Origin of the sequence: Pseudomonas sp. NPDC087598, assembly GCF_044743525.1 — a bacterium.
GTDB lineage: Bacteria > Pseudomonadota > Gammaproteobacteria > Pseudomonadales > Pseudomonadaceae > Aquipseudomonas.
On sequence record NZ_JBIUWQ010000029.1, the window covers coordinates 42,199 to 64,591 of the forward strand.

The following is a 22,393-nucleotide window of genomic DNA, read 5'->3' on the forward strand; positions in this document are numbered from 1 at the left end:
CGATGGCGGGCTGTCTGCCACTGAAGGTATTGGATGTGCCGGCCTCATCGCTGGCAAGCCAGCTCCCACAGGATTTGATGCGAATATGGACATCTAACAAGGAGCTTTTCATGAGTCAGCTGCGCCGCGTCGCGATCATCGGCGGTAACCGTATCCCTTTCGCCCGTTCCAACGGACCGTACGCCACCGCCAGCAATCAGGCGATGCTCACCGCCGCCCTCGAAGGCCTGATCGAACGCTACAACCTGCACGGCCAGCGCATCGGCGAGGTCGTGGCAGGCGCGGTGCTTAAATTGTCACGGGATATGAACCTGACCCGCGAATGCGTGCTCGGCTCGCGCCTGTCACCCTCGACCCCGACCTATGACATTCAGCAAGCCTGTGGCACCGGCCTGGAAGCGGCGCTGCTGGTGGCGAACAAAATCGCTCTCGGGCAGATCGACAGTGGCATCGCCGGCGGCGTCGACACCACTTCGGACGCGCCGATCAGCGTCAGCGAAGGCCTGCGCAAGATCCTCCTGCAAGCCAACCGCGCCAAGACCACCGGCGACAAACTCAAGACCTTCCTGCAATTGCGCCCTCGGCACTTGATCCCGGAATTCCCGCGCAATGGCGAACCGCGTACCGGCCTGTCGATGGGCCAACACTGTGAGTTGATGGCGCAGACCTGGCAGATTCCCCGCGAGGATCAGGATCAACTGGCCTTGGAGAGCCATCTCAAACTGGCCGCGTCCTACAGCGAAGGCTGGCACAACGATTTGATCACCCCGTTTCTCGGCCTGACCCGCGACAACAACCTGCGCCCGGACCTGACCCTGGAAAAACTTGCATCGCTGAAACCGGCCTTCGAAAAAAGCGCAAAAGGCACGCTGACGGCGGGCAACTCCACGCCATTGACCGACGGCGCTTCCGTGGTGCTGCTCGGCAGTGAGGAATGGGCGAAAGAGCGTGGCTTGCCGATTCTTGCTTACCTGCGCGACGGCGAAGCGGCGGCGGTGGATTTCGTCAACGGGGCCGAGGGCCTGCTGATGGCGCCGGTGTACGCGGTGCCACGTTTATTGGCGCGCAACGGGCTGACCTTGCAAGATTTTGATTACTACGAAATTCATGAAGCCTTCGCTGCGCAGGTTTTGTGCACACTCAAGGCCTGGGAGGATCCCGAATACTGCAAAACCCGTTTGGGGCTGGATGCGCCGCTCGGGTCGATCGACCGCAGCCGTCTCAATGTCAAAGGCAGTTCGCTGGCCGCGGGGCATCCGTTTGCCGCGACGGGGGGGCGGATTGTCGCGAACATGGCGAAATTGCTGGATGCGGCGGGCAAGGGGCGCGGGTTGATTTCGATTTGCGCCGCGGGCGGCCAAGGCGTCACCGCAATCATCGAAAGATAAACCGGATCCTGTGGGAGCGGGCTTGCCCGCGATGAGGCCATCAGATTCAATATTTTTATTGACTGGGATACCGCCATCGCTGGCAAGCCAGCTCCCACAGGTTTATTTGGGCATGTTCAAGGACGCTTACAGGCGGATGTCAGATTCTGTCGCAAATGCCCTCAACACCGATCAGCAACATTTACCACCGCCTCGGCTATGATTCGCTGCGGTCAGATTTTCGGCACAGTGTGTGCATTCTCAAGGTTCACAGGTCGGCAACCCCTCCCCGTGACGCGAGGATTGCCGTATAACGAGTGACATTCGCGTGTTTGGTAATAAAGGACCCACAATAAAAGCTGATGAAGACTCCAAAACGCATTGAACCCCTGATCGAGGACGGTCTGGTCGACGAAGTGCTGCGCCCACTGATGAGTGGTAAAGAAGCAGCTGTTTATGTGGTGCGCTGCGGCAATCAGTTACGTTGCGCAAAGGTCTACAAGGAGGCGAACAAACGTAGTTTCCGCCAGGCGGCCGAGTATCAGGAAGGCCGCAAGGTTCGCAACAGCCGACAGGCTCGAGCGATGGCCAAAGGCTCCAAGTTCGGTCGTAAAGAGACTGAGGATGCCTGGCAGAACGCCGAGGTGGCGGCGCTGTTCCGTCTGGCCGGTGCCGGTGTGCGCGTGCCAAAACCGTACGACTTCCTCGACGGCGTATTGTTGATGGAGCTGGTGGCCGACGAATTCGGCGATGCCGCGCCGCGTCTGAACGACGTGGTGCTGGAGCCGGATCAGGCACGCGAGTATCACGCGTTCCTGATCTCGCAGATCGTGCTGATGTTGTGTACCGGTCTGGTGCACGGTGACCTTTCCGAGTTCAACGTGCTGCTGACACCGACCGGCCCGGTCATCATCGACCTGCCACAAGCGGTGGATGCGGCGGGCAACAACCACGCGTTCAGCATGCTTGAGCGTGACGTTGGCAACATGGCTTCATATTTCGGTCGTTTTGCACCAGAGCTGAAGCAGACCAAATACGCCAAGGAAATGTGGGCGTTGTATGAAGCCGGCACCCTGCACCCGGCCAGCGTGCTGACCGGCGAGTTCGACGATCCGGAGGATCTGGCCGATGTCGGCGGGGTACTGCGCGAAATCGAAGCGGCGCGGCTGGACGAAGAGCGCAAGCAGGCGATTCGTGCAGCAGATGACGAGCCCAAGGGCAAGTCCGACGAGCCACCGCCTCCGCCATGGATGCAGTGATCGTTTAAAGAAAAACCCGGCTTCGGCCGGGTTTTTTTGTGTCCGCGCATTAAAAAGGACAGCAAAAATCCCCTGTAGGAGTGAGCCTGCTCGCGATAGCGGTGGTTCAGTCGACAGAGAGGTTGATGGTGCCGACGCTATCGCGAGCAGGCTCACTCCTACAGGGATCTGTGGTGTTCTTGAAATGTGTGTGGGAATCTTGTCTGCCTCCGCACACTCAAGGACTGAATGTGACTACCCCCCGCAATGCCCGCCTGATTATCACCGCCCGGCTGATCTCTGATTTCGGCGCTTTCCTCAACATGGTCGCGCTGGCCACGTACGTCTATCTGCTCAGCAACAGCGCCATGAGCGTCGGGATCTTCCTCGCCAGTCGAGTTGGTGGCGGGATTTTCGCCAGCCTGATCGGCACGCGGTTTTATCGGCGCTGGAGCGGACGTTCGCCGCTGATTGCCTTCGATCTGTTGCGCGCCGCAGTGCTTGGTCTGTTGCTGATCGTTCCGGTCAGCCAGCAAGCGCTGCTGTTGCCGCTGATTGCCTTCGGACTCGGCTTCGGCAATTCGATGTTCGCCATCGGCCTCAACAGTCAGTTGCCGCGTTTGATCGAGCCCGCACACTTGCTCAAGACCAACGCCTGGATCACGTCGGCTTCTTCAGCGGCGATGGTCGGCGGCAGTCTGGTCTCGGGATTGCTGGTAGCGGGGTTTGGTTTCGAAACGGTGTTTGCTCTGAACGCACTGACCTACTTGCTGGCCGCACTGTTGATTGTGCCGCTGCGTTTCGAAGCACCGACCGATAACGCGGAGCCTGAGCGCGGCGAATGGTCAGCCCTCAAGCAAGGCCTGCGTAGTGCTCCGGTGATTGCCGCGATGCTTACCGTGACGATGGCCGATACCTTGGGCAGCGCCGCGCACAACGTCGGTTTTCCGATCATCTCGAAACTGCTCTCGCCAGAGTCGGCGAGCACCACGCTCGGTCTGATGCTGGCGGTGTGGGCCAGCGGCAAACTGCTCGGCGCACGGATCGCCAGTCGCATGAAAGGCTCGGACAACATCCATCTCGAACGGCGATTTTTCTTCGGCGTGGCGCTGATGTCCTGCGGTTTCATTCTGATGTTTCAACAGCACAGTCTCTACGGATTGTTGCTGTTCTCATTGCCGGCGGGGCTGGGTGACGGCTTCTCGGAAGTCGGTCTGATGTCACGGTTGCAACGCGAACCGGAACACCTTCGCCTGCCGATTTTCAGTTTCCTGACGTTGCTGCAAATGACCGGGTTCGGCGTCGGCATGTTGATTGCCGCGCCGTTCTACCAATGGTGGACGCCGGGTGCCGTGGTCATGTTGTTCCACGGCATTCCCCTTGGCACATTGCTGGTGGTGAAGGTGCTGGCGCTCAGGCGCGGGCGGGTTGTGCGCAGCAGCCCGACGCCAGCTCCTTGAGGATCGGGCAATCAGGGCGATGGTCGCCCTGACAATGCTCGACCAGATCCTGCAAGGTGTCGCGTAGCTCGCCGAGTTCGCGGATCTTCTGGTTCAACTCGTCAATGTGCTGCCGGGCCAGCGCCTTGACATCGGCGCTGGCGCGCTGGCGATCCTGCCAGAGTGTCAGCAGTTTGCCGACTTCTTCGAGGGAAAAACCGAGATCGCGCGAACGCTTGATAAAGGCCAGTGTGTGCAAGTCATCGTCGCCGTAGACCCGATAACCGCTGTCGGTGCGATGGGCCGCTTTGAGCAAACCGATCGACTCATAGTAGCGGATCATTTTCGCGCTCAGGCCACTGTGCCGGGCCGCTTGGCCGATATTCATCGGTGCTCCTCCAGATCCTTGGGTTTCCAGGTTTTCAACAGTAGCGCATTGCTCACCACGCTGACGCTCGACAGCGCCATCGCCGCACCGGCCAGCACCGGGTTGAGGAAGCCGAACGCTGCCAGCGGAATGCCGATCAGGTTGTAGACGAAGGCCCAGAACAGGTTCTGGCGAATCTTCGCGTAGGTCTTGCGGCTGATCTCCAGCGCCGCTGGCACTAGCCGTGGATCGCCGCGCATCAGCGTGATGCCCGCCGCGTGCATGGCGACGTCGGTGCCGCCGCCCATGGCGATGCCGATGTCGGCGGCAGCCAGTGCCGGGGCATCGTTGATGCCGTCGCCGACCATGGCGACGACGCCGGTTTTCTTCAATTCGGCGACGGTGGCAGCTTTGTCGGCCGGCAGAACTTCGGCATGGACGTTTTTAATACCAAGGGCTTCAGCCACCACGCGCGCACTGCCGCGGTTGTCTCCGGTCAGTAAATGGCTGTGGATATCGCGTGCGGCAAGTTGTTGCACCGCTTCCAGTGCCCCCGGCTTCAAGGTGTCACCGAAGGCGAACAAACCCAGCACGCGCAGCTCGGGGCTTTGTTCGATCAGCCACGACAGGGTTCGGCCTTCGGCTTCCCATGCCTGGGCAGATTCGCTCAGATTACCGGCGTGCAAACCATTTTCGTCCAGCATCCGTCGGTTGCCCAGGGCCAGACGCCGCCCGTCAAGCGTGCCGGCGATGCCGCGACCGGTCAGCGATTGGCTGTCGCTGACATCCGGCACCTGCAGATTGCGTTCGGCGGCTGCGTCCAGTACCGCTTTGGCCAGTGGATGCTCACTGCCGCGTTGCAGCGCCCCGGCCAGTTGCAGCAGGGTATTTTCATCACCATCGACGGCACTGAAATGCGCGATGCGCGGGGTGCCGGAGGTGAGGGTGCCGGTCTTGTCGAACACCACGCTGCTGACTTCATGGGCACGTTCCAGTGCTTCGGCGTCCTTGATCAGAATGCCGTGACGCGCCGCCACGCCAGTGCCGGCCATGATCGCCGTCGGTGTGGCGAGACCGAGGGCGCAAGGGCAAGCAATCACCAGAACCGCGACGGCGTTGATCAACGCGGTTTCCAGCGGCGCGCCGTACAGCCACCAACCGATCAGCGTTGCCAGGGCCAGGACCAGTACGGTCGGCACGAACACCTGGCTGACTTTATCCACCAGCTTCTGGATCGGTGCTTTCGCCGCCTGAGCGTCTTCGACCAGACGAATGATTCGCGCCAGCACGCTTTCCGCGCCAAGTGCGGTGGTACGCACCAGCAGGCGACCTTCACCGTTGATGGCGCCACCGGTCACTTTGTCCCCCGGTTGTTTCGGCACGGGCAGGCTCTCGCCGCTGATCAAAGCTTCGTCGGCGTGACTCTGGCCCTCCAGCACTTCACCGTCGACCGGGAAGCGCTCGCCGGGTTTGACCAGCACTTGATCGTTGAGGCGCAGGGCACTGATGGCGACGTCCTGTTCGCGGCCGTCGATGACCTGGATCGCCCGCTCCGGGCGCAGCGCTTCAAGGGCACGAATCGCGCTGGCGGTTTGGCGTTTAGCGCGACTTTCCAGGTATTTGCCGAGCAGCACCAGGGCGATAATCACCGCCGACGCTTCGAAATACAGATGCGGCATGCGCCCGGCAGCAGTCGCCCATTCGTAGAGACTCAAGCCATAACCGGCGCTGGTGCCGAGGGCGACGAGCAAGTCCATGTTGCCGGCACCGGCGCGCACGGCTTTCCACGCCGCCACATAGAACCGCGCACCGAAGATGAATTGCACGGGCGTGGCGAGGACGAATTGCGCCCAGGCGGGCAGCATCCAGTGAATGCCGAACGGCTGCAGCAACATCGGCAACACCAGCGGCAGGGCGAGGGCGATCGCGCAGATCAGTGCCCAGCGCTCACGCTGCAGGCGCTGTTGCTGATTGTCTGTCTGTGGGTTTTCGGCCTGCCAGACGCTGGCCGAATAACCGGCCTTGCTGACGGCATCGAGCAGGGTTTGCGAGTCGATTTGTCCGAGCAATTCAAGGTGCGCGCGTTCGTTGGCGAGGTTGACGCTGACGCTTTTCACCCCGGCGACTTTGTTCAGGGCGCGCTCGACGCGTCCGACACAACTGGCGCAGGTCATGCCGTCAATTTTCAATTCGAGGGTTTGTTGCGGCACGCTGTAACCGGCACGCTCAACGGCGTCCATCAGCGCCGGCAAGCTGTCGCCGGGTGCTTGCACGCGGGCCTGCTCGGTGGCGAGGTTGACGCTGACGGCGCTGGCGCCGCTGACTTTGCGCAAGGCCCGCTCGACACGCCCGGCACAACTGGCGCAGGTCATGCCGGCAATCGGCAGATCGAAAGTGATGGATTCGGACATCGGTCACGCTCCCTGTAGAAGTTGCCTACAGGATCAACCTTGCCACGCGGGCAAGGTCAAGCGCCAATCAGTATTCGAGAGCAGCAGGGCGCAGATACATGCCTTTGGCCGATGCAGCAATCCGATACTTCACGACATCGCCGGCCTTGAGCGAGATCTCCTGCGCTGGCGGTGCCAGCATGCCCGGCTGACACCCCGGAACCTGACCAGGCTCAAGCTTCAGACGTATGGAAAACGTGCCGTGGGGCAGATTGAACGAGGTGGACTGCTCCTGAAGCAGGCGCCCGGCAAACTGATCCTGGATATACACGCCAATCTCGCAGGACGTCGGCACTTCCAGACGCTCGCGCGAGATGATCAGAACCGCGTAGTCCTCACCCGTTGCGTTGGCTTGAGGCACGGCGGCAAACAGGCTGAGGAAGCCAAACAGGCTGAAAGCTGACCAGCGCATGGCTGAATCTCCTGAATTTATGTCATTGATGCACGCAGCTTGGCCGAGCGCGGCGCTGATTGCCAGCCCGGCAGTTTATTCAAGAACTTGACCTTGCCATCGTGGCAAGCTCGAAACTGCCGGCAACCTCACTCAAAAGGAGTCATTTGCATGCAAGTGTTCAATGTTGAAGGCATGTCCTGCGGTCACTGCGTCAAAGCCATCACCAACGCCGTGCAGGCCAAGGATCCGGCGGCCAGTGTGCGCGTCGATCTGGTGGCAAAGGAAGTCGGCGTCGAAAGTTCGCTGAGTGCCCAACAGGTGATTGAAGTCATCAGCGAAGAAGGCTATGCCGTAAAACTCGCCTGACACAAATCCCTGTGGCGAGGGAGCTTGCTCCCGCTGGACTGCGCAGCAGGCCCATGGTTTTTGGCATGGAAATCAATCGGGGCCGCTACGCGACCCAGCGGGAGCAAGCTCCCTCGCCACAGGTTTACGTCAGGTCGTCTGATTTTTTAATTGTTAGCGAGCTATCGGAATGTTCAAGGCGTTCGGGCGCGGCTAGACTGTCGGGCTGCCGACTTGCCAACCTGGATGCCTGATGAACTTCCGTATCATTCTTATTCTCGGTGCCTTGACTGCCTTCGGGCCGTTGGCCATCGACTTCTATCTGCCTGCCTTTCCGTCCATGGCTCTGGCGTTCGGCACCGATGAAAAACACGTGCAGATGACCCTGGCGGCGTATTTCCTCGGTTTGTCCATCGGTCAGCTGTTGTATGGCCCGGTCGCGGATCGCTTCGGTCGCCGGATTCCGCTGCTCACCGGTCTGGCACTGTTCACCTTGGCGTCTCTGGCCTGCGCTTACGCGCCGAACCTGGAATGGCTGATCGGCGCACGCTTCGTGCAAGCGCTGGGCGGCTGTGCGGGGATGGTGATTTCCCGCGCGGTGGTCAGCGACAAATGCGACGCGGTGGGTTCTGCGAAAGTTTTCTCGCAGTTGATGCTGGTGATGGGCCTGGCACCGATTCTGGCGCCGATGCTCGGCGGGCTGCTGGTCAACACCACGGGCTGGCAGTCGATCTTCCTGGTGCTGACCGGCTTCAGTGCTCTGGCGGGGCTCGCGGTGGCGCTCGGTTTGCCGGAAAGCATGCCGGCGCATATGCCGCGCCAGCCATTGTCAGGCGCCCTGCGCCAGTACGGACGCCTGCTGAAGGACCGGGTTTACCTCGGTCATGCGCTGACCGGTGGCATCGCCATCGCCGGGATGTTTGCCTACATCGCCGGTTCGCCGTTTATCTTCATCAAGTTGTACGGCGTGCCGGCCGAGCATTTCGGCTGGCTGTTCGGCACCAACGCAGCGGGGTTCATTCTCGTGGCGCAGGTCAATGCGCGGCTGTTGGCCAAGCGTGGCCCGGCGTTCCTGCTGTCGCGTGCGGTCTGGGTTTATCTGGGTGCCGGCCTGACATTACTGGCGGTCAGCGCATTGCACACCGAGGCACTGTGGCCGTTATTGATTCCCTTGTTCATCTGCGTGGCCAGCCTTGGCTGCATCAGCCCCAATGCCGCGGCTTGCGCCATGAACGGCCAACGCGAACGCGCCGGCAGTGCGTCGGCGTTGCTCGGTTGCATGCAGTTCAGCGTCGCCGCCGGGGCATCGGCACTGGTGGGAATCCTGCACGACGGCACAGCTGTACCGATGGCCATGGTCATCAGTCTGTGCGGTTTGTTAGTGGTCAGCGTCGCGTTGCTCACCCGGCGTTTGCAGAATGCCCGGGCGCTGGCGCAAGCCGCCGTCTAAGCGGGCTCAGCCGGCAGCGCGCTGCTGGCTGCGGTCGGGAAACTGATGGGGCGCGCAAAGTCGCGCTTCGAGGGTGCGGGTAAAAGCCAGCGCTTCGGCTTCACTGCGGAATGTCACGGCATGCTGATCGAGGCGAACCTGCCATTGGGACTTTGCCACTTCTTTTATCAGGATCTTCATTGCTGACCTCCCTTGCGTAAAAGATGTATCGCAGAGGCTTCGATTCTAGTCCGGAATACGATCGCAATTGTGACAAAGGTCAAGCATCTGACTGACGGCAAAAATCCATCACAGCCCGCGCCAGGCATGGATCAGCGCTGGCGAAGGCGGTGATTTTCCGGTGTTTTAGAAACTTTCTAAAACAATTTTCCCCTTGGCTTTACCGCTTTCGAGCAATTCGTGCGCCCGGCGCAGGTTGGCGGCATTAATCGTGCCGAAATGCTCTCCAACCGTAGTCTTCAATGTCCCGGCATCGATCAGCTCGGCCACGCGGTTGAGCAGATGGTGTTGCTCGATCATGTCCGCCGTCTCGAACAGTGAGCGGGTGTACATGAACTCCCAATGCAGCGACAGGCTCTTGCGCTTGAGTTTGGTCACATCCAACGACTTCGGATCGTCGATCAGCGCCAGTTTGCCTTGTGGCGCCAGGGCCTCGACCAGTTGGTCCAGATGCTGATCGGTCTGGGTCAGGCTGGCGACGTGGGTCACATTGGCGATCCCCACGCGTTTCAGCTCTTCGCTCAGCGGCTGGCTGTGATTGATCACCAGGTCTGCGCCCAGTTCGCTGACCCAGTCGCGAGTCTGCGCACGGGAGGCGGTGCCAATCACGATCAGGCCGGTCAATTGGTTGGCCAATTGGGTGAGGATCGAGCCGACACCACCGGCTGCGCCGACAATCAGCAGGCTCTGGCCTTCGTCGGTCTGGCCTTCGCGGACTTGCAGACGTTCGAACAGCAGCTCCCACGCGGTGATCGCGGTCAGCGGCAGGGCGGCGGCTTCGGCGAAACCGAGGGATTTGGGCATATGGCCGACGATTCGCTCATCGACGACGTGCAGTTCGCTGTTGCCGCCAGCACGGGCGATGGACCCGGCGTAAAAGACTTTATCCCCAGCCTTGAACAGCGTCACGTCGCTGCCGACGGCCTTGACCACACCGGCCACGTCCCAGCCCAGCACTTTCGCCGTGCCAGATTCAGGCGCCACGTTCTGCCGCACCTTGGTGTCGACTGGATTGACCGAGATGGCTTTGACTTCCACCAGCAGATCACGCGGGCCGGCGACCGGTTCCGGCAGTTCGATGTCTTGCAGGGAATTTGCGTCGCTGATCGGCAGGGAAGCGTAATAGGCAATGGCTTTCATGGTTGGCTCCGTACAGGTAATAGAAGAAGGGCTCAGGCGATGGCGCCCAGACGTTTCAATTCGAAGTGTTCGATGCAGTGCCCGGCAGTGGCCTGGAAGTTCTGAAAATGGGCGCTGGCGTTATGCGTTTGCAGAATCGCTTCGCTGGCCCAGTGTTCAATCACGTAGAACACCCGCGGGTCGGCCAGGTCGCGATGCAAGTCGTACTGACTGCAACCGTCCTCGACACGGCTGGGTGCAACCAGTGCGTGCAACGCCTGTTCGAGAGTGTGCTGCTGGCCGGGTTTGGCGATCAGGGTGGCAATGGCGGTGAATGGCTGGGACATGTTCGGCTCCACAGAATCGGGATGAATTCGATGGAGCAGATGATTGGCTATTTCTCCTCGAGATAAAACCGGCTAAAAGAGCAGTCTCTTTCAATTTTTTTTTGATAATCGAGGCTGTGAATGTTGCGTTTCGATGACTTGCAGTTATTTGTCCGGGCGGCGGATCTGGGCAGTCTGTCGGCGGCGGCGCGGGTGATGGACATGTCCGCTGCGGTGGCCAGTGCGGCGTTGAAACGCATTGAGCAGCAACTCGGTGCGCGCTTGCTGGCCCGTTCGACGCGCAGTTTGCGTCTGACCGCTGAAGGCGAAGGCTTCCTCGAATACGCCCGGGCGGCATTGAGTCAGCTGGATGAAGGCCGGCGCTTGCTGGCCAGTGGGCAGGATCAGGTCAGCGGGGTCCTGCAACTGTCGGCGCCGTCGGATTTTGGCCGCAACCTGTTGTTGCCGTGGCTGGACGCGTTTCAGCGCGAGCACCCGAAGCTGACTGTACGCCTGCTGCTCGGCGATCGCATTGCCGACATGTTCCGTCAACCGGTGGACATTGCCCTGCGCTATGGCGAGCCGGAAGACTCCAGCCTTATCGCCTTGCCCATCGCCCCGCACAACCGCCGTGTGCTTTGCGCCTCGCCAGCCTATCTGGCGCGGCACGGTGAGCCGCGCCAGCTTGAACAACTGGCGCAGCACAATTGCCTGTTGTACATGCTCGGCAGCCGCGTTCATGACCATTGGAGTTTTCACGACGGCAAGCGCGAAGTCAGTCTGACGGTCAGTGGCGACCGCTTCAGCGATGATGCCGACGTGGTACGGCTGTGGGCGGTGGCCGGAGCGGGAATTGCCTACAAATCCTGGCTCGACGTGGGCGCCGACGTCCTCGCCGGTCGCCTCAAAGTGCTGCTGCCGGAGCTGTTGTGTGAGCGCGCTCCGCTGAATCTGTTGTGCGCCCATCGCGCGCAATTGAGTAAGCCGGTGAACCTGTTAAGGGAAATGCTCGCCAGCCAATGCGCTGATTTGAGTAGTCAATTTCCCGTTTTTCTGAAAGTTGATCATTAGTCGCAGGTAAATAGAGAAATTTCTGTCAGGAACAATCACCACCCGTGCAGGCTGCGAGGCGGGACGGGGCGTGCATCCCGCTTATACTAGCGCCCGCCTCATGCCAGTACCGAAACCCGTCCCGAACGCCGTCAATGCTGAGTTACCCTGTTTAATTACGGGGTTAGCCACGGTGGCGGGTTCTGCGTCGGAGCATGTTGCGTCAATGGCCTGCCTTGCCCCGGTTCAGGGCGTTTTTCGCGTCTTGGCCACCGACCCATTACTGGTCAAGATGTCTCCGAGCAGTAGACGATACGATTCCACAGGGAGTGAATACATGGAACATGCACCTTGCATCAGCCAGATCGCCACGTTGCTGGCCGACCCCAAGCGCAGCGCGATGATGTGGGCGTTGATGGATGGCTCGGCCCGGCAAACCGAGGAGCTTGCGCTACTGGCAGGGCTGTCGCCGTCATCGGCCAGTGCACATCTGGCACGGCTGGCCACCGGCGGTCTGTTAAAGGTCGAAGTCCGTGGTCGCAAACGGTTTTTCCGGCTCTCGGCGCCGGAGGTGGGGGCCGCGATAGAAGCGCTGGCCAGCGCCACCATCGCCAGTGCTCCGCGGGAAATCGCCGAAGCGTTCAAGCGCACCACCCCCATGGCCAAACCTCAGGCGGCGCCGTCGTCGCTGTTGCGCGCACGCTTTTGCGATGACCACCTGGGGGGCACGCTGGCCGCCGATCTGTATCAGCGACTGCTCGACGCCGGCTGGATTGAACAGCTAGAACAGCGGGTGGTGGTGACCCTCAAAGGCTCGAAGCAGTTGGCCGGGCGCGGGGTGTTCATTCAGGCACTGGCCCATCGCAACGTCCAGGTGGCCTGTGCATGCCCCGACTGGAGTGAACGACGTCCGCACATGGGCGGCTCACTCGGTGCAGCGTTGCTGCAGTTGTTCATGCAGTCTGGCTGGCTGGCCCTGCCCAATGATTCAAGAGCCCTGCAACTGACAGCCACCGGCCAGCGCGAGCTGCATCAATTCGCCAAGGAAACCGAGCTGGAAATGGCGTAACAGGGCATCGCGCAAGCGGCGCCTGAAACGGCATCGGCTCTGCTGGCGTCGTCTACGGCTGTGAACAGGTCGCATCCAGCACGAACGGCAAGGCGCTATCGCGCACACTCGATCCGGGGATATTCGGATGGGGGGAGGCGATATGGACACTCAAGGCTTCAGCGCGGCAGAACGCCTGGAACGACTGCCGATCAGCGGTTATCACCGGATCATTTTCATCATCATCGCGTTGGCGTTTTTCTTCGACTCCATGGACTTGGCGATGATGACGTTTCTGCTCGGCTCGATCAAAGCCGAGTTCGGCCTGAGCAGCGCACAGGCAGGATTGCTCGCCAGTTCGAGCTTCTTCGGCATGGTGCTCGGTGCGTCGCTGTCCGGCATGCTCGCGGACCGCTTCGGGCGCAAACCGGTGTTTCAGTGGAGCATCGTCCTCTGGGGCGCGGCCAGTTACCTGTGCTCGACGGCACAAACGGTCGAGGCGCTGACGCTGTTTCGTATTTTGCTGGGGATTGGCATGGGCATGGAGTTTCCCATCGCGCAGTCGATGCTCTCGGAACTGATACCGGCTCAGCGGCGTGGGCGCTATATCGCGTTGATGGATGGCTTCTGGCCGCTGGGTTTCGTCGCGGCCGGTGTGCTGTCGTACTTCCTGCTGCCAGTGATTGGCTGGCGCGACATCTTTCTGGTGTTGGCGGTGCCGGCGGTGTTCGTGTTGGCGATCCGTTTGTTCATTCCTGAATCACCGCGCTGGCTGGAACAGGCCGGGCGGCATGAGGCGGCGGACAAGGTCCTCGACGGCATCGAACAGCGCGTACGTGCATCGCTCGGCGTTGCCGCGTTGCCTGCGCCGATACGTTTGCCGCGGACCGTGACGCCACCGGGCAACTTCTTCTCGGCGCTCAAGCAGATCTGGTCGCCACAGTATCGCCAGCGCACGACGATGATCTGGAGCCTGTGGTTCTTTGCGTTGTTGGGTTTTTACGGGCTGACGTCGTGGCTGAGTGCGTTGCTGCAACAGTCGGGTTTCGCCGTGACCCAGTCGGTGTATTACACGGTGCTGATTTCGCTGGGCGGGATTCCCGGATTTTTGATGGCGGCGTGGCTGGTTGAGCGTTGGGGACGCAAACCGGTGTGCATCGTCACGTTGCTCGGCGGCGGGGTGATGGCGTTTCTCTACGGGCAGAGCGCGGTGTTCGGCGGCAACGTTGCCTTGTTGATCGGCACGGGACTGCTGATGCAGTTCTTCCTGTTCGGCATGTGGGCGGTGCTCTACACCTATACGCCAGAGTTGTATCCGACCTCGGCACGGGCGACGGGCTCGGGATTCGCCTCGGCGATCGGCCGCGTAGGTTCGCTGCTCGGGCCGTTGGTGACCGGGCTGGTGTTCCCGATTACCGGGCAGGGCGGGGTGTTTGCGCTGGGGGCGCTGTGCTTTGCGATAGCGGCGGGTGTGGTGTGGCTGTTCGGGATGGAGACGCGGGGGAAAACCCTGGAAGAACTGACGGAAACCGATATCTCAGGCTAAACACAGATCCAATTGTAGGAGTGAGCCTGCTCGCGATAGCGGAGTGTCAGATACAAATGTTTCAACTGACACACCGCCATCGCGAGCAGGCTCACTCCTACAAAGGGTTACGCGGTGAGGCTTATGGTTTTACCAGACGCGCATCCAGGCTGTTCTGTGCCAGGCGCTTGGCCTGATCCTGAGTCATGCCCAGGTGTTCGTGCAGCGCATGGAAGTTCTCGGTCACATAACCGCCGAAGTACGCCGGGTCATCGGAGTTCACCGTGACTTTCACACCACGCTCAAGCATGTCGAGGATGTTGTGCTGCGACATGTGATCGAACACGCAGAGTTTGGTGTTCGACAGGGGGCACACGGTCAGCGGGATTTGCTCGTCGATGATCCGCTGCATCAGGCGCTCGTCTTCGATGGCGCGCACGCCATGGTCGATGCGCTGGATTTTCAGCAGGTCGATGGCTTCCCAGATGTACTCCGGCGGGCCTTCTTCACCGGCGTGGGCGACGGTCAGAAAACCTTCGTGGCGAGCACGGTCGAACACACGCTGGAACTTGCTCGGCGGGTGACCCATCTCGGAACTGTCCAGCCCGACAGCGACAAACGCATCACGGAACGGCAGCGCCTGGTCGAGGGTTTTCTGTGCTTCGTCTTCGCTGAGGTGGCGCAGGAAGCTGAGGATCAAACCGCTGGTGATGCCCAGTTGCTGCTCGCCATCCTTCAGTGCGGCGGCGATGCCGTTGAGCACCACTTCGAAGGGAATGCCACGATCGGTGTGCGTCTGCGGGTCGAAGAACGGTTCGGTGTGAATCACGTTCTGCTCTTTGCAGCGCAGCAGGTAAGCCCAGGTCAGGTCGTAGAAATCCTGCGAGGTGCGCAGTACATCGGCACCCTGGTAATACAGGTCGAGGAATTCCTGCAGGTTGTTGAAGGCGTAGGCCTTGCGCAGAGTTTCGACGTCGTTCCACGGCAGGGCGATCTTGTTGCGTTCGGCCAGGGCGAACAGCAGCTCGGGCTCCAGCGAGCCTTCCAGATGCAGGTGCAGTTCAGCCTTGGGCAAGGCGTTGAGCCAGTCGTACATATTCTTTTCTCATCAGGTGCAATGACGGCATTCTACAGATGCTAACCGAAACAATTGGCAAAACCTGACCAAGCGATCCATCACACCGCTTCCTGCTCACGACGATAAGCGTAGGTATCGGCGAAGCGCGACAGCAGGAATTCGGCGCAGGTGGTCGTCGGATATTTCGCCGGATGCTGTGCGTCCTGACAACCGGGCAGGCATTCGATACGGGTGTCCGGGTGTGGCTCGGCAAAGAACGGCATCGAGTAGCGATCCACCCCGAGCGGGCTGATCACCCGATGCGGTGTCGAGCGATAACGGTCGTTGCTCCAGCGCGCCATCATGTCGCCGAGGTTGACCACGAAGGTACCGTCAATCGGCGGTGCGTCGATCCATTCGCCTTTGACGTTCTTCACCTGCAAGCCACCGGCGCTGTCCTGATAAAGCAGGGTGATACAGCCGTAATCGGTATGCGCGCCGGCGCCTTGCTGCTCGGCGGAACTCGCCGTGTGCCGTGGCGGGTAGTGGATCATGCGCAACACGCTGACCGGCTCATGGAAGCGGCTGTCGAAGAAATCCCGTTCGATGCCCAGCGCAAGCGTCATGGCGCGCAACAGGGTTTGCGCGAGGGCCTGCATGTCGAGGTAATGCTGCTCCATCAACGCTTCCCATCCTGCTTGCGCAGGATGACGGTTCGGCCCGCGCAACGGTTTTTCCGCCAGCACCTCGGGATGGTTGGCCGGCAGGTGCAGGCCCATGTCGAAAGTTTCTTTGAGATCGCTGGGTTTGCTCGGGTCGAGCTGTTCCGTGGCGACGGCGCCGTAGCCGCGGTGATGGCGAGTCTGGGTGATGTCGATCTTGAGTTTGTCGGCGACGGGCAGGGCGAAGAAACGTTGCGCGTGATCCAGCAGATCGGCGATGCGTTGCGGCGAAATCGGATGGCCCTTGATGTAGAAGAAGCCCCATTCGCGGCAGGCGTGGTCGATCTGCCCGGCGACGGCGGGCCAGGCGTTTTCGTTGTCGGAGTAGAGCGGGCTGATGTCGATGATTGGAAGCTGATCCATACACAATCCTTGAGAACGCTGAAGATCAACTGCAGGAGTGAGCCTGCTCGCGATAGCGGTGTATCAGATGCAGATTACGTCGACTGACACACCGCTATCGCGAGCAGGCTCACTCCTACAGGGGAAGGTGATAGGCCCGGGATTACTTCGGCATCTCGGCCTTCATGCCTTCCACGTAATAGTTCATCGACGCCAGTTCCGCATTGGTCGCGCTCACGCCTGCGGGGATTTTCTCCACGCCGCTCTGATCTTTGATCGGCCCGGTAAATGGCTGCAACGCGCCGCTCTTGATGTCGGCGATGATCTGCTCGGCCTCGGCTTTCACCGGTGCCGGCACCAGATCGCTGATCGGCAGTTCAACCGTGCCTTCCTTCAGTCCGCCCCAGTAATCCTGAGGTTTCCAGGTGTGGTCGATCACGCTTTGCGTCGCCTGAATGTAATGCGGCGCCCAGTCATTGACGATCGAAGTCAGCACCGCTTTCGGGCCGAAGTGTGCCATGTCCGAGGCGTAACCTACGGCGTACACACCACGGCGTTCGGCCGCCTGAATCGGCGCCGGACTGTCGGTGTGCTGGAACACCACGTCGACGCCCTGATCGATCAGCGCATTCGCGGCATCGGCCTCTTTGCCCGGATCGAACCAGGAATTGACCCATACCACTTTGATCTCGGTGCCTGGGTTGTATTTGTTCAGGGCCAGTTGAATGGCATTGATGTCGCGGATCACTTCCGGAATCGGGAACGAAGCGACGTAGCCGATCTTTTTGGTTTTGGTCATCTTCGCTGCGAGGAAACCACCGACGTAACGACCCTCATAGGTGCGCGCCAGATAGGTGCCGAGGTTCTTGTCCTGCTTGTAGCCGGTGGCGTGTTCGAAGGTCACCTTGGGAAACTGCTTGGCGACTTTCACGGTCGGGTTCATGTAGCCGAAGGAGGTGGTGAAGATCAGGTCGTATTTGTCCTTGGCCATGTTACGGATCACCCGCTCGGCGTCGGCGCCCTCGGCGACGTTTTCCACGTAGTTGGTGGTGATCTGATTGCCGAATTTTTCCGCGAGTGCCTTGCGCCCCTGCTCATGCTGATAGGTCCAGCCGTGGTCGCCGATCGGGCCGATGTAGACGAAACCGACCTTCAGCGGATCGGCAGCGCTGGCGCTCAGGCTGATCCCCAGACCGATGGCGGCGCACAGCAGTTTGTGTAGCGGACGCATTTGCATGAATTTGAGCTCCATTTTGTTGTGTGTGGTCGAGGCCAATGCAAATTGCTGACCAACAGGACAACAAACTTTCCAAAACCGCGTAACGGCCATCGCGAGCAGGCTCGCTCCCACAGGGGAATGCATCTCAATGTGGGAGCGAGCCTGCTCGCGAAGAGGCCGATAAGGCCAATAAAAGGGCATCTGTCGAACTAGCTGCTATTCGCTGGTGCGCTAAGGTGTAACGAAACGTTAGCGCCGCCCCGCAGTCAGTAGCTCATTCGACTCTCTCGGCAAAAGGCCCGTCATGCTCACCATCCTCAAGCAAGAAAGCTTTCTGCTGCTGGCCGTCATCGCCGCGTGCGTTGCCTATCCGCTGGAACACTGGATGCTGCACAGCGGCCAGATCGTTGCGCTGATCTCAGGCTTGGTGCTGATCGCTTTCATCGTCGCCGCCTCGATGCGTGTGGCCCATCAGGCCGAGTTGCTCGCGGAAAAAGTCGGCGACCCCTACGGCACGATGATTCTCACGCTGGCCGCGGTGTTGGTGGAAGTGGTGATCCTGGCGATCATGATGAGCAACGAAGCCTCGCCGACGCTGGTGCGCGACACGATTTATTCGGCGGTGATGCTCGACATCAACGGCATCCTCGGCCTCGCCGCTCTGATGGGCGGGATCAAGCACGGCGAGCAGTCCTACAACGACGACTCGGCACGCAGCTACAGCGTGATGATCCTCACCGCGATGGGCGTGTCGATGGTGGTGCCGGAGTTCATCCCCGAAGCCAACTGGAAGATTTATTCAGCATTTACCATCGGCGCGATGGTGGTGCTTTATGCGTTGTTCCTGCGCATGCAGGTCGGCCCGCACAGTTACTTTTTCAGCTACAGCTACCCGGACAAACGCCGCAAGAAAGAGCCGGTGGAAGAGGAACCGAAACCGGTCAGTCTGGCGTTGTCGATCGGCATTCTGGTGTTCGGTGTGGTGGTGATCGGCGCACTCGCCGAAGTGATGTCGAAGACCCTCGATCTGGGCCTGGAAGGCACGGGCGCACCGCCGGTGATCACGGCGATTCTGGTGGCGGCGATTTCCGCAGCGCCGGAGATTCTGACCGCGTTGCGCGCGGCATTGGCCAACCGCATGCAGTCGGTGGTCAACATCGCGATGGGGGCGTCGTTGTCGACGGTGATCCTGACCGTGCCGGTGATGGAAGCGATGGCGTTGTATACCGGCCAGCCGTTCCAAATGGCGATGACGCCGGTTCAGACCGTGATGATCTTCATCACCTTGATCGTCAGCGCGATCAACCTCAATGACGGCGAGACCAATGCCATTGAGGGCATGACGCACTTTGTGCTGTTTGCGACCTTCATCATGCTGTCCCTGCTCGGACTTTAAGGCTGGCGGAAAACAATGTGGGAGCGAGCCTGCTCGCGAAAGCGGTGTGTCATTCAACAATAATGTTGCCTGACATTCCCTCTTCGCGAGCAGGCTCGCTCCCACAGGTTTGATCAGTGGTGGATCAGGTACCGGCGATCAGCTGGCGCGCTGCCTGGCTGTGATCGGCGATCAGGCCTTTGAGGTCAAGCCCTTCAACCTGCCCATCCACCACGCGCCATTTACCGCCAATCATCACTCGATCGGCACGATCGGCACCGCACAGCAGCAACGCCGAAATCGGGTCGTGGCTGCCGGAGAAACGCAGTTCATCCAGTTTGAACAACGCCAGATCCGCTTGCTTGCCCACCGCCAGTTCGCCGATGTCGGTACGGCCCAACAGGCTCGCCGAGCCCTTGGTCGCCCAGCCGAGTACACGCTCCGGGGTGATCTTCTCGGCGCCATAACGCAGACGCTGGATATACAACGCCTGACGCGCTTCAAGAATCATGTTCGACGCATCGTTGGAGGCCGAGCCGTCCACGCCCAGACCAAACAGCGCCCCAGCATCAGTCAGGTCGATACTCGGGCAAATGCCGGAGGCCAGACGCATGTTCGAACTCGGGCAATGGCAGATACCGGTGCCGGCCTGGCCGAGGCGGGCGATTTCGTCCGGGTTGAAGTGAATGCCGTGAGCCAGCCAGGTGCGCGGGCCGAGCCAGCCGACGCTGTCCAGATAATCGACGGTACGCAGGCCGAAACGCTGCAGGCAGAAGTCTTCTTCATCGAGGGTTTCGGCGAGGTGCGTGTGCAGGCGCACGTCGAGTTTGTTCGCCAGTTCGGCGCTGGCCGACATGATTTCCGGGGTCACCGAGAACGGTGAGCACGGCGCCAGCGCGATCTGGATTTGCGCGCCATCGCCACGCTCGTGGTACTCGTGAATCAGGCGCTGACTGTCGTCGAGAATCACCTGACCTTCCTGCACGGTCTGCTGCGGCGGCAAACCACCGTCCTTCTCGCCGAGGCTCATCGAGCCACGAGTGAGCATGGCGCGCATGCCCAGTTCACGGACGGTTTCGACTTGCACGTCGATGGCGTTTTCCAGACCGTCCGGGAACAGGTAGTGGTGGTCGGCAGCGGTGGTGCAGCCCGACAGCAACAGCTCAGCCAATGCCACTTTGGTGGCGAGGGCGAGTTTCTCGGGGGTCAGGCGTGCCCACACCGGGTACAGGGTTTTCAGCCACGGGAACAACGGCTGATTGACCACCGGCGCCCAGGCGCGAGTCAGGGTTTGATAAAAGTGATGGTGGGTGTTGATCAGGCCCGGCAGGATCACATGCTCACGGGCGTCGAACACTTCATTGCATGGCGCGGACGGCTGTTGACCAGCAGCGAGCACTTCGACGATGACACCGTCTTGCACGACAAGACCGCCACGGGCATCAAGCTCGTTGGAGGTGAAAATGGCGAGGGGATTTTTTAACCAGGTACGGGTCGCGGGCATTTTGCCGGCTCCTCTGAAAGTTGGGTTCAGGGTTGCCAGCTCAGTGATGCCCTGTCTGCTGATCCAGGGTCGCCGCGAAGGACGAGGTGCGCAGTTTCAAACAAATTGTTGCATCGGGCAAGCCCCGCCCGACCGGACAACACAATGCCCTTGTAGGAGTGAGCCTGCTCGCGATAGCGGTGTGTCAGTCGAATGATTTGTATCTGACAAACCGCTATCGCGAGCAGGCTCACTCCTACAGGAGATTTGTGGGTTTACCAGGGAATGGTTTCACCCTTGTAATTCACAAAGTGATGCCCACCCTTGCCGGTAAACGCATTCACCTGATCAATCAAACCGCGCGTGCTGGTCTCGACATCAATGTCGGCGCCTTCACCACCCATGTCGGTCTTCACCCAACCCGGGTGCAGCGACAGCACAGTCAGTTTCTGCTCACCCAACTGAGTGACGAAACTATTGGTCATTGAATTCAGTGCAGCCTTGCTTGCCTTGTACAGCGCCAGTTCCGGCGCATCGGGCATGGTCACGCTACCGAGTACCGAACTCATGAACGCCAGCACGCCGCTGCCTTCGCGGATCTGCCCGACAAAACGCTGAGCCAGATTGATCGGCGCCACGGCGTTGGTGAAAAACAGTTGCCCGACTTCGGCCAGTGTCGCCCCGCCAGGTGTTTGTACATCCGGACCTTTGACCCCGGCGTTGACGAACAGCAGGTCGAAGGTTTCACCTTTGAGCTGCTGACTCAGGGCGATCACTGCTTGCTGGTCGTCCATATCCAGCTTTTCGATGCGCACCTTGCCCAGCGCTTGCAGCGCCTCGGCCTTTTGCGGATTACGCACCGTGGCCGTTACTTGCCAGCCGTCAGCCAGCAGGGTTTTCACCAGCCCGAGGCCCAAGCCACGGGAGGCGCCGATGATCAGTGCGTTTTTTGCCTGGGACATGATGGGGTTCCTTGAAGGTTACGGTTCACGGATTTAATGGACACGCCTGACCGAGCCGTAGTTGCAACTCATGACGGAGCGCGTCGAGTTCGCTCATGCGGGTTTCGATCAGTTGCAGTTTGTCGCGCAGCAACTGCGCCACGGCATTATCCGGGTCGGGTGCGTTCCACAGGGCGGCGACGCTGTTGCCGATCTCGCCGAGGGTAAAGCCCAGCCGTTGCGCAGTCTTGATGTAGAGCACCAGTTGCACCATCTCCGGCGGATAGTCGCGATAACCGTTGGCACTGCGCTGCGCCGCGATCAATCCACGCTGCTCGTAGAAACGTAAAGTGTCGCGGCTGACTGCGCTGGCCTGGGCCAATTCACCGATGCGCATGCGGGTTCTCAAAAGGGCTATTGACCCTGGAGCATACTCCAGGCTTTACCGTGCTTGCTCCTCAAATTTCTGGAGCATGGATGATGTGGACTTCGAAGCAATATCGAAACGTGGTGCGCGGCAGTGCCTGGTATGACCTGATCGTCACGGCGGCGTTTGCCACGCCGTGGAGTTTTGCCGCGCTGCATGGTTTTTTGACCGCGCTGAATCTGCCGGGGGACTTGCCGGCGTTCCAGCCTGCGCATGTGCTGATGGCGAACCTGCTGGGGTCAGTGGTTTGCGTGTGGGCGGTGCTGCGGATTCGCGATCCGCAGGCGCTTTATGGACGTTATGACGCGGTCGCGCGGTTTCTGTTTGCGGCTTGGCAGGGCTATGCGCTGCTGCATGGCGCCAGTTCGATTCTGCTGGTTTTCCTGGTCTTCGAGCTGGCGTGGGGCGTTGCACAGGTGTTGCCTGTTCGGGCCCAATCGCTGGCAAGCCAGCTCCCACAGTGTTTGTGTCGTGCACAAAATTTGTAATC

At 60.4% G+C, this 22,393-nt stretch carries 22 protein-coding genes; 10 read left to right on the top strand and 12 right to left on the bottom strand.

What is annotated here, in order from left to right; translation table 11 throughout:
- Window positions 1-110: 110 nt before the first annotated feature.
- From ACIOWE_RS16995 to ACIOWE_RS17005, 3 genes are all read left to right on the top strand, one after another.
- On the top strand, window positions 111-1,388 hold the full coding sequence (locus ACIOWE_RS16995) for an acetyl-CoA C-acetyltransferase (protein WP_401393563.1): 1,278 nt from the start codon (window positions 111-113) through the stop codon (window positions 1,386-1,388).
- A gap of 341 nt (window positions 1,389-1,729) precedes the next feature.
- Window positions 1,730-2,626, top strand: a complete 897-nt coding sequence (locus ACIOWE_RS17000) for a PA4780 family RIO1-like protein kinase (RefSeq protein WP_122593621.1) — start codon at window positions 1,730-1,732, stop codon at window positions 2,624-2,626.
- Window positions 2,627-2,856: 230 nt separating this feature from the next.
- Complete coding sequence (locus ACIOWE_RS17005) at window positions 2,857-4,065, top strand: MFS transporter (RefSeq protein ID WP_401393566.1); 1,209 nt, start codon at window positions 2,857-2,859, stop codon at window positions 4,063-4,065.
- Here ACIOWE_RS17005 and cueR read toward each other — a convergent pair.
- The 3 genes from cueR to ACIOWE_RS17020 form a co-directional block, all read right to left on the bottom strand.
- Window positions 4,019-4,432, bottom strand: coding sequence for a Cu(I)-responsive transcriptional regulator (gene cueR / locus ACIOWE_RS17010; RefSeq protein WP_096819703.1), 414 nt, complete (start codon window positions 4,430-4,432; stop codon window positions 4,019-4,021). The two genes, ACIOWE_RS17005 and cueR, sit on opposite strands and share 47 nt — an antisense overlap.
- Window positions 4,429-6,822: a copper resistance metal-translocating P1-type ATPase CueA gene (gene cueA, locus ACIOWE_RS17015; protein ID WP_401393569.1), complete on the bottom strand. Its 2,394-nt coding sequence runs from the start codon at window positions 6,820-6,822 to the stop codon at window positions 4,429-4,431. Before cueA ends, cueR begins: the two co-directional genes overlap by 4 nt.
- 67 nt (window positions 6,823-6,889) lie before the next feature.
- Window positions 6,890-7,273, bottom strand: coding sequence for a hypothetical protein (locus ACIOWE_RS17020; protein WP_201235654.1), 384 nt, complete (start codon window positions 7,271-7,273; stop codon window positions 6,890-6,892).
- Window positions 7,274-7,423: 150 nt separating this feature from the next.
- Between ACIOWE_RS17020 and ACIOWE_RS17025 the strand changes: the two genes are divergently transcribed.
- Both ACIOWE_RS17025 and ACIOWE_RS17030 read left to right on the top strand, forming a co-directional pair.
- Window positions 7,424-7,621, top strand: a complete 198-nt coding sequence (locus ACIOWE_RS17025) for a heavy-metal-associated domain-containing protein (RefSeq protein WP_401393572.1) — start codon at window positions 7,424-7,426, stop codon at window positions 7,619-7,621.
- A gap of 232 nt (window positions 7,622-7,853) precedes the next feature.
- The gene (locus ACIOWE_RS17030; RefSeq protein WP_401393575.1) at window positions 7,854-9,050 is read left to right on the top strand and encodes a multidrug effflux MFS transporter; all 1,197 of its coding nucleotides are present in this window, start codon (window positions 7,854-7,856) and stop codon (window positions 9,048-9,050) included.
- 6 nt (window positions 9,051-9,056) lie between these two features.
- Here the strand turns inward: ACIOWE_RS17030 and ACIOWE_RS17035 are convergent, their stop codons facing one another.
- The 3 genes from ACIOWE_RS17035 to ACIOWE_RS17045 all read right to left on the bottom strand — a co-directional run bounded on the left by ACIOWE_RS17035 (window position 9,057) and on the right by ACIOWE_RS17045 (window position 10,735).
- Window positions 9,057-9,230 (bottom strand): hypothetical protein, encoded by a 174-nt coding sequence (locus tag ACIOWE_RS17035; RefSeq protein ID WP_201235643.1) that lies wholly within the window; start codon window positions 9,228-9,230, stop codon window positions 9,057-9,059.
- Between the two features lie 165 nt (window positions 9,231-9,395).
- A complete protein-coding gene (locus ACIOWE_RS17040; protein WP_401393578.1) occupies window positions 9,396-10,409 on the bottom strand; it encodes a zinc-binding alcohol dehydrogenase family protein in 1,014 nt (337 codons plus the stop codon).
- A 32-nt stretch (window positions 10,410-10,441) separates the two neighbouring features.
- Window positions 10,442-10,735, bottom strand: a complete 294-nt coding sequence (locus ACIOWE_RS17045) for a putative quinol monooxygenase (protein ID WP_401393581.1) — start codon at window positions 10,733-10,735, stop codon at window positions 10,442-10,444.
- Between the two features lie 120 nt (window positions 10,736-10,855).
- On the opposite strand from ACIOWE_RS17045, the gene ACIOWE_RS17050 reads away from it, so the two are divergent.
- The 3 genes from ACIOWE_RS17050 (at window position 10,856) to ACIOWE_RS17060 (ending at window position 14,358) form a co-directional block, all read left to right on the top strand.
- Window positions 10,856-11,785 (top strand): LysR family transcriptional regulator, encoded by a 930-nt coding sequence (locus ACIOWE_RS17050; RefSeq protein ID WP_401393584.1) that lies wholly within the window; start codon window positions 10,856-10,858, stop codon window positions 11,783-11,785.
- 316 nt (window positions 11,786-12,101) lie between these two features.
- Window positions 12,102-12,833 carry a helix-turn-helix transcriptional regulator gene (locus ACIOWE_RS17055; protein WP_201235636.1) on the top strand — a complete coding sequence of 244 codons (732 nt, stop codon included), beginning with the start codon at window positions 12,102-12,104 and terminating at the stop codon, window positions 12,831-12,833.
- Window positions 12,834-12,975: 142 nt separating this feature from the next.
- Window positions 12,976-14,358: an MFS transporter gene (locus ACIOWE_RS17060; protein WP_401393587.1), complete on the top strand. Its 1,383-nt coding sequence runs from the start codon at window positions 12,976-12,978 to the stop codon at window positions 14,356-14,358.
- Window positions 14,359-14,479: 121 nt separating this feature from the next.
- Here ACIOWE_RS17060 and ACIOWE_RS17065 read toward each other — a convergent pair whose 3' ends face one another.
- The 3 genes from ACIOWE_RS17065 to ACIOWE_RS17075 all read right to left on the bottom strand — a co-directional run bounded on the left by ACIOWE_RS17065 (window position 14,480) and on the right by ACIOWE_RS17075 (window position 17,695).
- Window positions 14,480-15,433, bottom strand: a complete 954-nt coding sequence (locus ACIOWE_RS17065; protein ID WP_095188152.1) for an adenosine deaminase — start codon at window positions 15,431-15,433, stop codon at window positions 14,480-14,482.
- An 80-nt stretch (window positions 15,434-15,513) separates the two neighbouring features.
- Window positions 15,514-16,479 (bottom strand): 2-oxoglutarate and iron-dependent oxygenase domain-containing protein, encoded by a 966-nt coding sequence (locus ACIOWE_RS17070; RefSeq protein WP_401393590.1) that lies wholly within the window; start codon window positions 16,477-16,479, stop codon window positions 15,514-15,516.
- A gap of 142 nt (window positions 16,480-16,621) precedes the next feature.
- Entirely contained in the window at window positions 16,622-17,695 is a 1,074-nt protein-coding gene (locus tag ACIOWE_RS17075) for a BMP family ABC transporter substrate-binding protein (protein ID WP_401393593.1), read from the bottom strand.
- Window positions 17,696-17,981: 286 nt separating this feature from the next.
- Here ACIOWE_RS17075 and ACIOWE_RS17080 point away from each other — a divergent pair, with 286 nt between their 5' ends.
- Window positions 17,982-19,073, top strand: a complete 1,092-nt coding sequence (locus tag ACIOWE_RS17080) for a calcium:proton antiporter (protein ID WP_201235629.1) — start codon at window positions 17,982-17,984, stop codon at window positions 19,071-19,073.
- Between the two features lie 124 nt (window positions 19,074-19,197).
- Here ACIOWE_RS17080 and ACIOWE_RS17085 read toward each other — a convergent pair whose 3' ends face one another.
- The 3 genes from ACIOWE_RS17085 to ACIOWE_RS17095 all read right to left on the bottom strand — a co-directional run bounded on the left by ACIOWE_RS17085 (window position 19,198) and on the right by ACIOWE_RS17095 (window position 21,873).
- On the bottom strand, window positions 19,198-20,556 hold the full coding sequence (locus ACIOWE_RS17085; RefSeq protein WP_201235628.1) for an 8-oxoguanine deaminase: 1,359 nt from the start codon (window positions 20,554-20,556) through the stop codon (window positions 19,198-19,200).
- Between the two features lie 254 nt (window positions 20,557-20,810).
- Complete coding sequence (locus tag ACIOWE_RS17090) at window positions 20,811-21,497, bottom strand: SDR family oxidoreductase (protein WP_401393598.1); 687 nt, start codon at window positions 21,495-21,497, stop codon at window positions 20,811-20,813.
- Between the two features lie 25 nt (window positions 21,498-21,522).
- Window positions 21,523-21,873 carry a MerR family transcriptional regulator gene (locus tag ACIOWE_RS17095; protein ID WP_401393601.1) on the bottom strand — a complete coding sequence of 117 codons (351 nt, stop codon included), beginning with the start codon at window positions 21,871-21,873 and terminating at the stop codon, window positions 21,523-21,525.
- 83 nt (window positions 21,874-21,956) lie between these two features.
- On the opposite strand from ACIOWE_RS17095, the gene ACIOWE_RS17100 reads away from it, so the two are divergent.
- Complete coding sequence (locus ACIOWE_RS17100) at window positions 21,957-22,391, top strand: hypothetical protein (RefSeq protein ID WP_401393626.1); 435 nt, start codon at window positions 21,957-21,959, stop codon at window positions 22,389-22,391.
- Window positions 22,392-22,393 lie beyond the last annotated feature (2 nt).

What these genes read in the sequence shown, in the direction of transcription:
- ACIOWE_RS16995 (WP_401393563.1), top strand. Translation starts at nt 111, where the DNA reads ATGAGTCAGCTGCGCCGCGTCGCGATCATCGGCGGTAACCGTATCCCT.
- ACIOWE_RS17000 (WP_122593621.1), top strand. Translation starts at nt 1,730, where the DNA reads ATGAAGACTCCAAAACGCATTGAACCCCTGATCGAGGACGGTCTGGTC.
- cueR (WP_096819703.1), bottom strand. Translation starts at nt 4,432, where the DNA reads ATGAATATCGGCCAAGCGGCCCGGCACAGTGGCCTGAGCGCGAAAATG.
- cueA (WP_401393569.1), bottom strand. Translation starts at nt 6,822, where the DNA reads ATGTCCGAATCCATCACTTTCGATCTGCCGATTGCCGGCATGACCTGC.
- ACIOWE_RS17020 (WP_201235654.1), bottom strand. Translation starts at nt 7,273, where the DNA reads ATGCGCTGGTCAGCTTTCAGCCTGTTTGGCTTCCTCAGCCTGTTTGCC.
- ACIOWE_RS17025 (WP_401393572.1), top strand. Translation starts at nt 7,424, where the DNA reads ATGCAAGTGTTCAATGTTGAAGGCATGTCCTGCGGTCACTGCGTCAAA.
- ACIOWE_RS17030 (WP_401393575.1), top strand. Translation starts at nt 7,854, where the DNA reads ATGAACTTCCGTATCATTCTTATTCTCGGTGCCTTGACTGCCTTCGGG.
- ACIOWE_RS17035 (WP_201235643.1), bottom strand. Translation starts at nt 9,230, where the DNA reads ATGAAGATCCTGATAAAAGAAGTGGCAAAGTCCCAATGGCAGGTTCGC.
- ACIOWE_RS17040 (WP_401393578.1), bottom strand. Translation starts at nt 10,409, where the DNA reads ATGAAAGCCATTGCCTATTACGCTTCCCTGCCGATCAGCGACGCAAAT.
- ACIOWE_RS17045 (WP_401393581.1), bottom strand. Translation starts at nt 10,735, where the DNA reads ATGTCCCAGCCATTCACCGCCATTGCCACCCTGATCGCCAAACCCGGC.
- ACIOWE_RS17050 (WP_401393584.1), top strand. Translation starts at nt 10,856, where the DNA reads ATGTTGCGTTTCGATGACTTGCAGTTATTTGTCCGGGCGGCGGATCTG.
- ACIOWE_RS17055 (WP_201235636.1), top strand. Translation starts at nt 12,102, where the DNA reads ATGGAACATGCACCTTGCATCAGCCAGATCGCCACGTTGCTGGCCGAC.
- ACIOWE_RS17060 (WP_401393587.1), top strand. Translation starts at nt 12,976, where the DNA reads ATGGACACTCAAGGCTTCAGCGCGGCAGAACGCCTGGAACGACTGCCG.
- ACIOWE_RS17065 (WP_095188152.1), bottom strand. Translation starts at nt 15,433, where the DNA reads ATGTACGACTGGCTCAACGCCTTGCCCAAGGCTGAACTGCACCTGCAT.
- ACIOWE_RS17070 (WP_401393590.1), bottom strand. Translation starts at nt 16,479, where the DNA reads ATGGATCAGCTTCCAATCATCGACATCAGCCCGCTCTACTCCGACAAC.
- ACIOWE_RS17075 (WP_401393593.1), bottom strand. Translation starts at nt 17,695, where the DNA reads ATGCAAATGCGTCCGCTACACAAACTGCTGTGCGCCGCCATCGGTCTG.
- ACIOWE_RS17080 (WP_201235629.1), top strand. Translation starts at nt 17,982, where the DNA reads ATGCTCACCATCCTCAAGCAAGAAAGCTTTCTGCTGCTGGCCGTCATC.
- ACIOWE_RS17085 (WP_201235628.1), bottom strand. Translation starts at nt 20,556, where the DNA reads ATGCCCGCGACCCGTACCTGGTTAAAAAATCCCCTCGCCATTTTCACC.
- ACIOWE_RS17090 (WP_401393598.1), bottom strand. Translation starts at nt 21,497, where the DNA reads ATGTCCCAGGCAAAAAACGCACTGATCATCGGCGCCTCCCGTGGCTTG.
- ACIOWE_RS17095 (WP_401393601.1), bottom strand. Translation starts at nt 21,873, where the DNA reads ATGCGCATCGGTGAATTGGCCCAGGCCAGCGCAGTCAGCCGCGACACT.
- ACIOWE_RS17100 (WP_401393626.1), top strand. Translation starts at nt 21,957, where the DNA reads ATGTGGACTTCGAAGCAATATCGAAACGTGGTGCGCGGCAGTGCCTGG.